11 protein-coding genes are annotated in these 12832 nt (G+C 60.9%); all 11 read right to left on the bottom strand.

Annotated features, from left to right (window positions below; all coding sequences use genetic code 11):
- Positions 1–7 precede the first annotated feature (7 nt).
- On the bottom strand, positions 8–883 hold the full coding sequence (icmH, locus tag L6D63_RS05785) for a type IVB secretion system protein IcmH/DotU (protein WP_003229559.1): 876 nt from the start codon (positions 881–883) through the stop codon (positions 8–10).
- A 5-nt stretch (positions 884–888) separates the two neighbouring features.
- Positions 889–2220: a type VI secretion system baseplate subunit TssK gene (tssK, locus tag L6D63_RS05780; protein ID WP_007962327.1), complete on the bottom strand. Its 1332-nt coding sequence runs from the start codon at positions 2218–2220 to the stop codon at positions 889–891.
- Between the two features lie 2 nt (positions 2221–2222).
- Positions 2223–2723, bottom strand: coding sequence for a type VI secretion system lipoprotein TssJ (gene tssJ / locus L6D63_RS05775; RefSeq protein WP_007962325.1), 501 nt, complete (start codon positions 2721–2723; stop codon positions 2223–2225).
- Between the two features lie 5 nt (positions 2724–2728).
- Complete coding sequence (tagH, locus tag L6D63_RS05770) at positions 2729–3922, bottom strand: type VI secretion system-associated FHA domain protein TagH (protein ID WP_047297299.1); 1194 nt, start codon at positions 3920–3922, stop codon at positions 2729–2731.
- Between the two features lie 18 nt (positions 3923–3940).
- Entirely contained in the window at positions 3941–4081 is a 141-nt protein-coding gene (locus L6D63_RS05765; RefSeq protein ID WP_003229566.1) for a hypothetical protein, read from the bottom strand.
- A gap of 333 nt (positions 4082–4414) precedes the next feature.
- Positions 4415–5935: a sigma-54 interaction domain-containing protein gene (locus L6D63_RS05760; protein ID WP_131670751.1), complete on the bottom strand. Its 1521-nt coding sequence runs from the start codon at positions 5933–5935 to the stop codon at positions 4415–4417.
- A gap of 10 nt (positions 5936–5945) precedes the next feature.
- Positions 5946–8603, bottom strand: a complete 2658-nt coding sequence (gene tssH, locus L6D63_RS05755) for a type VI secretion system ATPase TssH (RefSeq protein ID WP_095667999.1) — start codon at positions 8601–8603, stop codon at positions 5946–5948.
- 11 nt (positions 8604–8614) lie between these two features.
- Positions 8615–9622, bottom strand: coding sequence for a type VI secretion system baseplate subunit TssG (gene tssG, locus L6D63_RS05750; protein WP_041071592.1), 1008 nt, complete (start codon positions 9620–9622; stop codon positions 8615–8617).
- Positions 9586–11373 carry a type VI secretion system baseplate subunit TssF gene (gene tssF / locus L6D63_RS05745; RefSeq protein WP_121182770.1) on the bottom strand — a complete coding sequence of 596 codons (1788 nt, stop codon included), beginning with the start codon at positions 11371–11373 and terminating at the stop codon, positions 9586–9588. The genes tssG and tssF overlap by 37 nt, the downstream gene beginning before the upstream one ends.
- A gap of 94 nt (positions 11374–11467) precedes the next feature.
- Positions 11468–11881 carry a hypothetical protein gene (locus tag L6D63_RS05740; protein ID WP_131670752.1) on the bottom strand — a complete coding sequence of 138 codons (414 nt, stop codon included), beginning with the start codon at positions 11879–11881 and terminating at the stop codon, positions 11468–11470.
- Entirely contained in the window at positions 11881–12819 is a 939-nt protein-coding gene (locus L6D63_RS05735) for a DUF6402 family protein (protein ID WP_131670753.1), read from the bottom strand. The genes L6D63_RS05740 and L6D63_RS05735 overlap by 1 nt, the downstream gene beginning before the upstream one ends.
- Positions 12820–12832 lie beyond the last annotated feature (13 nt).

The following is a 12832-nucleotide window of genomic DNA, read 5'->3' as shown; positions in this document are numbered from 1 at the left end:
TCCCTGTTTACGGCTGCGACTGCGGTTGCACCGCGGCCGGATCAAGCGGCTGATAAGGTTGCAGAACGGTGTCGCGCTGCTCGCCCAGGACCCAGGCAAAGCCCGAATACATCACCACCAGGCAGACCAATGTGAACAGCACCACCATCCACGCCGGCACGATGCGCACCAGGTTGCGGCGCTGGTCGTTGAGGCCTTCCCAGTGCGGCGACAACTCGCGCGGCACGTCGCCACGCAACTGACGGATCTGCCGGTACAGGGCGTCGCGGATGCCTTCGAGTTCGAGCATGCCGCGTGCTTGTACGCGGTACTTGCCCTCGAAACCGAGGGACAGGCACAGGTACATCAGCTCAAGCATCGGCAGGTGCTTGACCGGGTTCTTCGACAGCCGGTCGAGCAGCTGGAAGAACTTCTCGCCACCGAAGGTCTCGTTGTGGAAGCTGCTGAGCAGACTCATCTGCGACCACTCGCTTTCGTTGCCCCACGGCGTGGTCACCACAGCTTCGTCGACCACCGTGCAGAGCACGTAACGCGCGGCCATCACCTGGCTGCTTTCGGCGCCGTTATGCAACGCGCGCACTTCAAACAGCTTGAGCCCGGCGGTCAGGCGCTCGTTGAGCGCGTAGAGGTCTTCGCGGGTTTCGCTGTGCTTGAGGCGCACCACTTCCGAAAGCAGTTCGGACGACGCCGCCACCAGCGAATTGAGGCTGATGTTGAACGCCTCCGCCGGGCGCAGGCGCGCGGCGTAGATCATCCGTTCTTCCAGTTGCTCGAAGCGCGGCGGCGCGGCGAAGTCGGTCAGCGGACTGGCTGCCGGTCCGTGGCCCTGACGATCGAGCAGGACGGTTTTGTCGTCCTGGTTGTAATCCGTTTCCTTGATCATGTCGGTCAGTTCCTGATGGCCCAGAATTTCAGTTCAAGCTCGGCGAATTCGCCGGACACGTGGAACGCGAAGCCGCCGGAGCGCTCGAGTTGCGCCAGGTCTTCGGAACTGAGTTCGAGGATGAAGTAGGTTTTGTTCGAGTGGAACGCGATCTGCCGCGGGGCCACCGGCAACGGTTTGACCTTGATCCCCGGCAGGTGCAGGTTGACCAGTTGGCGGATGCGCTCCACCGGGCCGACCTTGAGGTGCGCCGGCAAGCGATGGCGCAGTTCTTCGGAGTCGCAGTTGGCACTCGCCGCCAGCACGAACGACGCCGAGCCGAGCAGTTTGTGGTCGTGCAACGGCGACACGATGATCCCGTACTGACGCGCCTGCAGGATCAGTTCGATGGCGTGCTGTTCGAGCACCATCGACAGCACCTGACGAATCGCTTCCATCAGTTTGCGGAAGCTCGCGCCCTGATCGGCGTGGGAATAGCGGCTGTCCAGTCGCGGGCGTTTGCTGTCGCTGGAGAAGGTCGCCAGATCGCCGAGCATGGTCAGCAGCGTGCGATACAACTCTTCCGGATGCACCTGCTCCAGACCGAGGTAATGGCGCAGCAGCAGTTCGGTGCGGTTGATCAATTGCAGCATCATGAAGTCGCCGACTTCCGCACCGCCGACCTTGCCGTTGGAGCGGATCCGCTCGGCAATCGTGTCGCCCCGGTGGTTGAGCATGCTGATGACTTCTTTGAGGCACGACAGCAGATAACTGGACGCGTGAGCCTGGATGTAGGTCGGCACGAAATCCGGGTCGAGGCTGATCACGCCGTCGGGCGTGGTGTCGAGCACGTCGCAGATCTTCAGCTTCACGTAGGCCTGATCGCTCTGCTGCTCGCCGAGCAACAGTTTGAAATCCGGGCGACCACAGCTGACCTGGCTGGCGGAATCGTCGCCGGCGTTGGAGTCGGCCACTTCGGCGTCGTACGCGGTGTAACGTGCGAGCACGTCGGACTGCTCCGGGCGGCGCGCTTCGATGTGGTTACCGGTGACCAGCGGCAGCGCCAGGTAAATCGGCGTGTTGCCGGTGTTCGGCGGCACGTCCAGTGCCAGCGGCTCAGTGTTGCCGCCGAGTTCGAACAGGCTACCGTCCGGCAGAATCCCCGAGGCGGCACTGATCACCAGTTTGCCCATGTTGAGGAACTGCAAGTCGATCTCCAGATTGAGGAAACCCCAGGTGTAGCCACCCAGCAACTGGGTGCGGGTTTTCATCTGGTGATCGTAATAGCGATCGTTGTGCTGGAAGTGCTGCGGCCGCAGCAGCATGCCTTCCTGCCAAATGACTTTATGGGTATTCATCTTCAGTCATCCGCCTTGGCGAGCGCTTCATGGGTGTTGCGGATCCCGGCCTGATCGAGGGTCAGATCGGCCTCGGTCAATTCCAGCGGGGTGACCTGCACGGTGTAGCGCCACTTGGTTTCCGGCAGATCACGGTACGCGGCGAGAACGCCGACGTAGCGGCTGCCCTCCTCCACGCTGAGCTTCATTTCCACGGTTTCACCCGGGCGCAGTTCGAGTTCTTCGCTGGCCACCAGATCCGGGTTGAGGGATTCCTTGGCGCGCTCGTAGAGGCTGAAGAAATCAGCGTTCTCGAAGGTCACCGGGTGCTTGAGTTCAAACAGGCGCACGACGATTGGCGAAGGACGGCCATTGAGGTCCGGGTTGAGCTGATCGCTGCCGGTCAGCTTCAGGTTGATCTTGGTCACTTTCGAGTACGGCGACAGCGACGAGCAACCGGCGAGCAGCACCAGCACGGTGAGCGCAGTCAGCGTCTTGAAAAAAGCGGTCGAGCGGCGAGACATGCGCATCATCCTTGGTGGTCGGTGTGTAGGGTAGAAATCAGGCGGATCTGTTCTTCGTAGGCCTGGGCGAAGTCGCGGGCCAGCAGACGCTCGCTCCAGTCATCGTCCTGACGCAGGGCCTGGTGGTAACGGCCGAACGCTCTCCAGCGTCCGCCGGAGGTGGCGATCAACGGCTTGTTGTCGCGTTCGAAACGCAGGGTCAGTTGTTCTGGCGAGAAGTGCTCGAGGGTGCCGCGTACGGCGGCGCGGCTGGCGGTGAGCAAGGCCACCTGATGCGCCTGCAGATCGCGGAACGCGCGGGAAATCGCCTGCTCGGCCGGCAGGTGCCCGGGCTTGTGCGGCTGCAACAGAATCTCCAGCGCTTCGCTCGGATCAACCGCGAACTTCAGCGGGTTCTTGTTGGTGCCTTGCACGGTGGTCTGGGCCAGACGCAGTTCGTTTTTCAGCTCCGAACGGGTGCGCAGGCTCTGCTGCAGTCCGCCGATGCTCTGGCGCAGCAGCCGCGCGGCGTTCAGCGCCAGAGCTTCGCGGGCGTCGTGATCAAGGCCTTTGAGATCCACACCCAGCGCCGCACCGAAGTGCTCCCAGAAACCCTCGCTCTGACGCTCGACGGCTTTCGGGGCCGGAGCTGGCTCGGGTTCAACCGGGGCGACCAGCTCGGGCACCATCAGGCTTTCCATGTCGATGCGTGCATAGTCGGCACGCTGGCGGGAGTCCTCGGGCTTGGCGGTCGGCGCCAACAGTTCGTCGATTTCCGAATAGACGCGCTCTTGCTGTTCGATCGCGTTCAGCGGATCGAGGTCGAGGAAGGCGTCGTCCGGAATGATGCTGCCGGCGGCACGCGGACGGCCGACTTCACCGTCGAAGGTCGCCGGGTCACGCACCAGCCGTGCACGAATCTCGAAGTCGCCGAGCACGTAGGTGCTGCCGTGCTCGATGCGCACCGGTTCGCCCTTGTGCAGGCGAGCGCCGCTGCCGCCGTCCTGAACCCCGTTGCTGCTGGTGTCGGTGAGGAAAAACGTGCCTTCGCGGTAGCTGACAATCGCGTGGTGATTGGACAGATGACGCTTGCGGTCAGGAATGATCCAGTCGCAGTCCTCGCCCCGCCCGATCACGCCGCCGGCCTGTTTGAAGGTCTTCTGGCACAACTCGGTGGGCACGAACTGCTTGGTGTTCAGCATTTCGAAAACCAATTCCATGTTTGATGCTCCTTGCGGTCACTTGCCGCGATTGACCGCTTGCGGATCACCCAACGGGCGATAGTCGTTGTCGTTGAATTTGTAATTGCCGCTGCAGCCGCCAAGGCCGCATAGAACGACGAGGGTCAGCAGGACAGCGTGCCAGTGACGAACAGACATCAGAGGGTCTCCAGGGGTAGACAAAGCACAAAGCGCCGACCCTTGCGGGCGGCGCTGAAATTAATTCTTTGGGTGGTCTCGAAGGCTCTGCATCGGGGCCTTGAGCCAGACCAGCGAGATGCACGCACCTTCTGTGGCAAGTGAGCAACCTGTGGCGAGGGGACTTGTCCCCGATGGGCTGCGAAGCAGCCCCAAGACCTGATCACCGGTTCTTGCAGGAGAACCGCGCTTGCTCGATTACGACTGCTGCGCAGCCGATCGGGGATGAATCCCCTCGCCACAGATAAGCCGTTCAAGACAGGAGTTGTGCACACTGCAAGAGACAGGTTCAGGTCAACCATCGAAATCACCCAGGTTGATATTCAACCGCCCGAGGCGGTACAGCAGGGTGCGGCGCGGCAAGCCCAGTTCGCGGGCGGCGAGGGTCTGGTTGCCGTCGTTTTTGCGCAGGCAGTCGAGCAACAACGTGCGTTCGACTTTTTCCAGGCGTTCGCGCAGGTTCAGGCCGCTGTGGTCTTCGGGCATCGGCTCCATGCGCAGTGAGAAATGCTCGGCCAGCAACTCGCCGCCCTCGCACAACAGCACCGCGCGTTCGACCAGTGCCTTGAGTTCGCGCACGTTGCCGGGGAAGGTGTAACCGGACAGGTGTTCCAGCGCCGCGCTCGACCAGCGCACCGGGTCGCGCTGCAAATACGCGCAGGTCTTCTCGGCGAAATGCTGAGCCAGTTCGAGGATGTCGCCTTCGCGCTGACGCAAGGCCGGCAGCTCGATCGGGAACTGCGCGAGACGGTAATACAAGTCCTCGCGGAATTTGCCTTCGCTGACCAGCGTCGACAGATCGCGGTGCGTTGCGGCGATGATGCGCACGTCGATCTTGTGCGTGTCGTTGGAGCCCAGCGGGCGGATCTCGCCTTCCTGCAACACGCGCAATATCTTCGCTTGCAGCGACAGCGGCATGTCGCCGATCTCATCGAGCAACAGCGTGCCGCCGTTGGCTGCATCGAACAGCCCCGCGCGGTCACGATCAGCGCCGGTGAAGGCGCCTTTGCGATAGCCGAACAGCTCGCTTTCCAGCAGGTTTTCCGGGACGGCCGCGCAGTTCTGCACGATGAACGCCTGAGAGCGACGCGGGCCGCAATCGTGAATCGCCCGGGCCACGACTTCCTTGCCGGTCCCGGTTTCGCCGCGCAACAGCACCGTGTACGGGCTGTGCAGGACTTTGCTGATCAGCGAATGGGTCTGGCGCATGGCGGCGCTTTTGCCGATCAAGCCATAACCACTGATGCTCGGCACACTGCGCGCCACCGTGGCCGACTCGGCCAGCGGCTGGCGCAGACGCTGCAGCAAGTGCAATTGACCGAGCACGAACGAGCCGAGCTGACCGAGCGAATCGGCAAAGCCTTGCAGGTCCACACGACGACGACTGGCGCACAGCAACAAGCCTTCGACCGCTTTGTGCTGATTGACCAGCGGCACGCACAGCAGCGATTGCCACGGTGTCGCCGCAGCCGGCAGAAAACTGGTCTCGTGCAGGCTGCCGCTCAGGTCGTCGAGGCAGACCACGCGGTTCTGACACAGGGCAAACTGCAGCAGCTGCTCACCGTTGTAGTCCGCCGGCAGGCTGGTGGCGGCGCGCGGTTGCAGCGCGCCGTCGAGGCACTCGGCGTTCATCCCCAGGCAGGTGTGGGTGGCGTCGAGCAGGTACAGCTGGGTCAATTCGCAACCGCTCAGTTCGGCCAGGCCACGCACGAAGTCACCCAGCAGCGCAGCACCGTCCGCCGCGCGCGACAGGCTGGCGAACTGCGCCAGCAACGCTTCGGCGTAGACCAGTGGTTGCGGCACTTGAGTGAACATCACACCCACCTCAGGCGAACTCGCACGTCACGCTGGCGTTGCCATCGAGCGTGGCATGCACACGCTTGAGGCTTTCACCGGTGGCCATCGCATCGAGCAAGCGGTCAGCCACCAACGGCAGCACGTGCTGATCGAGCAGATGGTCGATCAGACGCGCACCGCTTTCGCTTTGCGTGCAACGCTCGGACAGGTGATCGACGAGGTTCTGGCACCAGCTGAAATCCAGCTGACGGCGATTGAGGCGCTCGCCCAGACGACCGAGTTTGATTTCGATCAGCTCGCGCAGCACCGGGCCGCCGACCGGGTAGTACGGCACTACTTTCATCCGTGCCAGCAGCGCCGGTTTGAAGTGTTTGCTGAGTACCGGGCGAATGGTTTCTTCCAGCAGCTCGGCGGTCGGACGAGCGCCGTCTTCGCAGAGGTCGCTGATCTTGTCGCTACCAAGGTTCGAGGTCATCAGGATCAGGGTGTTGCGGAAGTCGATCTCGCGACCTTCGCCGTCATTGGCCACGCCCTTGTCGAAGATCTGGTAGAACAGGTTGAGCACGTCCGGATCAGCCTTTTCGACTTCATCGAGCAGCACCACCGAGTACGGCTTCTGGCGCACCGCTTCGGTGAGCATGCCGCCCTCGCCGTAACCGACGTAGCCCGGTGGCGCACCGATCAGACGCGAGACGGTGTGCTTCTCCTGAAATTCGGACATGTTGATGGTGGTGATGAAACGGTCGCCGCCGTACAGCAGGTCAGCCAGGGCTAGCGCGGTTTCGGTCTTGCCGACGCCGCTCGGGCCGACCAGCAGGAACACGCCGACCGGCGCATCCGGTTTGTTCAGACCGGCGGCAGTGGCGCGCATCGAGCGATCCAGCGCGTGCACGGCTTGTTCCTGACCCCGGATGCGCGTGCGCAGATCGGTAGCGAAGCTGGCGACCTTGGCGTTGTGTTCGCGGGCCAGTTGCGCCAGCGGCACGCCGGTCCAGGCACTGATCACTTCGGCTACCAGACGCGGGCAGACTTCGAAGCTGACCAGACGCTCTTTGACTTGAGCCGCGGTCAGGGCGCTGTGGGTCTGGTGCAGTTCGGCTTCCAGCGCTTCAACGCTCTGGCCTTCCTCGACCTCGGCGGCGATGGTTTCGATCACCGTGCCTTCGGCGTCTTCTTCAACGCTGACAGTCGGCTCGACGGCGGCAGCTTCGCGGGCCTTGGCCAGTTGCTGGCGCAGTTCCAGCAGGCGCTCGGCCAGTTGTTTCTGTTCAATCCACAGCGTTTCGAGCGCGACCCTTTCGTTTTCGGCTTCGTCCAGTCGCGCTTCCAGTGCATCCAGCGCTTCGTGGTCGATCAGCAGACCGGCCTCGGCATCGCGACGCAGGGCCTGACGCTGACGACCACCTTCGGCCAGTTCGCCACGCAGGCGCTCGAGGCTTTCCGGGGCAGCGGCAAGGCTGATGCGCACGCGAGCGCAGGCGGTGTCGAGGACGTCGACCGCTTTGTCCGGCAACTGCCGACCGGCCAGATAACGCGCCGACAATTCCGCCGCCGAGACCACCGCGTCATCGCGCAGGTAGATGCCGTGGCTCTTCTCGTAGACCTGCGCCAGACCACGGAGGATGGTCACCGCTTCGCTGACGGTCGGCTCATGCAACTGCACCGGTTGGAAACGACGGGCCAGCGCCGGGTCCTTCTCGAAGTATTTCTTGTACTCGGCCCAAGTGGTCGCAGCGATGGTGCGCAGTTCACCGCGAGCCAGCGCCGGTTTCAGCAGGTTGGCCGCGTCGGAACCGCCGGCATTACCGCCCGCGCCGATCAGGGTGTGGGCTTCGTCGATGAACAGGATGATCGGTTTCGGCGAGGCTTTGACTTCGTCGATCACGCCTTTGAGACGACGCTCGAATTCACCCTTGACGCTGGCGCCGGCCTGCAGCAAGCCCATGTCCAGCGACAGCAGCTCGACGCCCTTGAGCACCTGCGGCACTTCACCGGCCGCGATGCGCGAGGCCAGGCCTTCGACGATGGCGGTTTTACCGACCCCGGCCTCACCGACCACGATCGGGTTGTTCTTGCGGCGACGGGCAAGGATGTCGACCATCTGGCGGATCGCGCCATCGCGGCACAGCACCGGGTCGAGTTTGCCGTCGCGGGCCTGTTGGGTCAGGTTGTGGGTGAAGCGCTGCAGCAGCGATTCGCCCTGCGCCGCCGGCTTGCCGCTGGCGGCCGGTTGCTCCTGTTGCGACAGGGCAAATTCCTTCAGGCGATCGATGTTCAGTTTGGCGAGCAACGGCTGGTAACGGCTGCCGGCGTAGCGCATCGGGTTGCGCAGCAGCGCGAGGATCAGCGCGGCGTCTTCCACCGAGGTCTGGCCCAGTTCGAGGTTGGCCACCAGCAGCGCGTCTTGCAGCCACTGCACCAGTTCCGGAGCAAACACCGGGTTGCGCGAGGCGCTGTGTTCAACGCGAGATTGCAGCGCAGCGCTCAGTTCACCGGCATCGACATCCGCATCCTGCAAGGCGCGCGACAGCAAGCCATTCGGACGTTCCAGCAAACCCAGCAGCAGGTCTTCGACGAGGATCTTGCTGCCGCCACGGGCCACGCAACGTTCGGCCGAACGCTCCAGATCACGACGGGTTTCGGCGTCCAGCGCCTGGATGAGTTGTTGCAGGTCTACGTTGATCATGGCTCACGTCCTTAATGAATTTTGCTGCCCAGGGTGACCACGCCGTCTGCTTTTTCGCAGCCCAGCCAACTGGTCCATCCCAGGCGACAGTCGTTCTTCTCACCAATGCGCAGTTCGCGGATTTCTTCCGGGCGCAGCACCAGGCGAATGTCGTAATCGAGCGGGTCACGCAAGGTGAACCGCACCAGCGCGCACAGCGGCTGGTAACCGAAACCGATCGGCAGGAATTCGTGGAATCGCTCCCAGTCGAGTTCGGTGATGTGAATGCGGAATTTGCCGCTGCGGTCGCGCACCCGCTCGCCCAGCACCAAGTCTTCACCGAGCAGGCTGTTGGCGCGACCGAGGCGGTTGCGCTGCTCGTCGAGGATCTCCACGCGGCGCTCGATGCACTGCTCGATGACCAGGTCTTCGTGCTTGAAGTAGTAACGCAGCACGGCTTCGATCAGCGCCGCCGAGTGCGCGCGCAAGCTGAGCAAACCAAGGTATGGCAGCAGGCGCTTCCAGTTCAGCTCCTTGGCCTTGCGGATCTCGTCGCCGCCCAGACCGATCAGCGCAAACAGCTGCGACGAGAACGGGTCGATCGCGCCACTCTGGAAGCTGGCGCGATAACGGTACTTGCGCCAGATCGGCAGCATCAGCCGTTGCAGGCGATGGTGGAACAGGTCGAGGAAGTTGCGCGTCGGGTTGCCGTCCTCGCTGTCGCCCAGCGCCTGCTCGCCGTAGAACGCCGGCAGCGGCGAACCGGAGCCGACCAGGCCGATCAGGTTGAAACGCATGCGCGCGCGCATCTGCCCGTGCTCTTCGAAAAACTCCACGCGATCGACGTCGCTGCGCGGAAAGCCCAGGCTCGGGTTGGCCTGAAACTCCACCTGGTCGTACAGATCGTCTTCGCTCAGGTACGGGTGCGCCTCGCGCAGCCGGTCGATCACCAGCAGCACGGCCTGAAACAGCGAGTACTCGCGTATTACCTTGGTCAGCCCGCTTAAAGCAGGGGCTGCAGGCCCATACGTGGTGTCCATTGGTACACCTCTCCCTGTGTGCTTTTTACCCGCAGCTCGTGGTACGAATTGAGACTGGCGTAAAGCGCGAAAAACTCGTTAAGAACCGAGGCGAAAACGAACAGGTCGCCTTCGCCGATATACCCTTCCGGGTCGATGGTCAGTTCGGTGCGCAGACCGCGCACCGGCAAGCCACGGTGCAGCCGGTCGACGTGGTGGTGCTTGATGTGCTTGAGGCCGCCGAGCAGGCGTTTGCTGACCTTCTCCGCGTGCTGGTCGTAGTAGCGCGGCAGGTCGTAGGTTTCGAGAATCACCTTCAACGCGTTGACGTCGGCCAGCGACAGATAGTTGAGCGACATGTTGCTGATCAGCTTCCACAGGAAGTCACGGTTCAGCGGCGGCGCAAAGCTCGACGTGGCCGGGGTGATGTTGCGGAAACTGAGGAACTCCGGGGTCTCTTCGCAAGCCATGCAGATGTCGCCAAGCTTGAGCTTGCGCGGCAGGTTCTGGTTGGTGCACATCAACTCGATCGACAGGGTTTCGTGGGCTTCGGTGTGGCGGATGCCGAAGCTCAGGTAGGTGTCGAGGCCGTCATGCAGCAAGGACGAACGCTGGCGGATGCTGTAATGCGGACGGCTGTTGGGCACGTCGAAACTCGGGTCGTGCTCGAACGACTCGAACGGCACGTACTCCTGATAACCGAGGCCGCCGGGCTTCCAGCCGGTGACGGTTTCCACCGAAAACACGCCGCAGTTTTCCAAATCGTATTCCGCCGGCAGCAGCAGGTATTCATCCTGTTTGCCATCAAGGCGGATCGGCAGGGCGTCGTGGGCGAACAGGTTGGCAATCGGCGTGCAGAACAGCTTCACGTTATCCAGGGTCGGCCGCATGCGCATGATGCCGCTCTTGCGAATATCGAAACGCAACTCCAGGCCGCGCATCTGCTTGAGCGTGTCTTCCGGCAGCGCCTTGAGGATGTCCAGACCGTTGACGTCGACGAACAGGAACTTGTCCTGGAAGGCGAAGTATTCCTGCAGGTAGCGATAGCCACGGAAGGTGTTCAGCGGATACGGGATCAACGCCTCTTCTTCGGCAAAGCCCACTGGCTTGACCCGGTCACCGGGAATCTTGAACGCCATCGGCTTGCCGGCCACACCGTCGATGGGCTTGCCCGCACCGTCGAGCGGGATCAGTTCGATGCCTTCCAGGTTGCGCAGCAGACTCAGGTACAGCATCTGGCTGATGTAGCGTTCGCCAGCAAAGTGCAGGCGCAGTTTGCTCAGTTCCAGCTCACCGAGGTGACCGTCGGCGCTCATTTCCAGACGCAGGCTGAGCAGCGAACCGTCGCCCTTTACCGAATAGTTCAGCGCGGCCAGATCCAGCGGCAGCACCTCGGTCGGGTAGCAGGTGCGGAAGCGGCAACGCACGTCTTCGATCGGTTTGCTTTCGATCGGCGTATCGCGCTCGACCACCAGCGCCGGGCCAGAACGCTTGAGCGGATCGAACTGCAAAATGCTGAACGCCGGCAGCGGGCGCATGTAGTTCGGCCACAGCAGTTGCATCAGCGAATGGCTGAGCTCCGGCAGCTCGTCATCGAGCTTCTGCCGCAGACGCCCGGTAAGGAACGCAAAACCTTCCAGCAACCGCTCCACATCCGGATCCCGCCCGGCCTGGCCCAGGAACGGCGCCAACGCCGGACTACGCTCGGCGAAACGGCGACCGAGTTGGCGCAGTGCGGTGAGTTCGCTTTGGTAGTAGTGGTTAAAGGACACGGGTTACCTGCCTGGTAGTGGAACTCATCAAAAACACACCCTGTAGAACGGACGGATAGTGGTGTTCATGTCATGCCGGCGACTTGGCTCTCCCCTAATCGCCCTCAGCAATTTCATAAGGGGTGTTACTGATAAAAGCGTTGAGCCAATGCGGTTTCCACTCCGGAACTCTGATACCAAAATGTTGATCGCGCTTGTAAAAATCGATCCATACGATACCCACAATTACATTATCTTCATGGGCAGTCATATCTACAGTACCGCGAGAATATAAAGGCGATCGAAATACTGCGTTCGAGTCTCTCTTGTCGGTAATTCGCAAGTATGACAAATCATCAAAAGGCACAAGCAAACCTCTGACGGGCACATTTTCAATCAAATAGTTCCCTGATTCGCTTACTACAGAACTGCTCGCCTGACGCGTAATAATACCGTTCATGGAAACAGCAAAAAAAACAATCACGACCAGCAAAAAGCCGAGGAGCAGGACAATCTTTTTGGCGCGCATCAATTTTTCACCAACTCAATAGTCACAGGATTAATATTTTCATAAAAAATATCGGAGAACAGCTTGAAATCCCCGCCTTTTGAGTAAAGCTTCCTGTATTCCACAAAATGCTTGTTCTGGATAAAGAAATATCGTTTATTCGCAGCTTCGACAAACCGCTTTTCTGCCGCCTCGCTCATTCCGAATATGGATGACCGAGCGATACCTGCAGTTTCCTGATCGATTGCCATATTTTGCGCATTGGCGTCCATTACCCCGGCGACGCCATCGAAATTCCAGAATCCGAGTGGCTGACTGATGAAATCATCACCATCGTTAAAATCGTAATTGTCTTCAACGTAGTAACCCAGGCGATCGGCTACGAACACGACTTTCCTGTCAAAGACGTTGACAACGCCTTCTGCGATAACTCGCATATTGAAGTTCGCCAAAGCTCCGCGCAGCTCATCGAGTTCACCACCACCCAACTGACTGAAGTTAACTGCACGCGAGTTAAAATAACCGAACTTTTCGGCTGCGCGCCCCTTACCGTTAAATCTAACTGGATAACAACCAGGACCCAACTTTCCAAATGCACGGAGTATCTTGGTGCTTATTTCTGGCATGGCTTTTTCATTATTCCACGCCGCTTTAAGAACTTTACGCGTTTCTTCAGGCTTCTTGAATTTCAGCACCCAGTCCATCTTCACTATATTTTCTTCGATATACTGATCGGGCACCGGCCTCACACGTTCTTTTTCTTCTTTTTCCATTCCGCCACTGGCGTTCTTCCAAGGGGCACCATTAAACCAGTGACGCATCAATGCGGCGGCAACCGGCCATTTCATTTTGTCCATGGCAGCAGGAATATCGCTAACTTTAAAAAGACGAACAACAGTAGACTGCCCAGCTTTGTTACTCGCTGGGGTGAGGCTGGATGCTACTACCGTGTCTGCCATATCAACGTCCTTA

It is taken from the genome of Pseudomonas parakoreensis, from assembly GCF_021602155.1.
In the GTDB taxonomy this organism is placed as follows: domain Bacteria; phylum Pseudomonadota; class Gammaproteobacteria; order Pseudomonadales; family Pseudomonadaceae; genus Aquipseudomonas; species Aquipseudomonas parakoreensis.
Note: the sequence above shows the minus strand (reverse complement) of the source record. Positions and strands in the feature narration are given on the sequence as shown.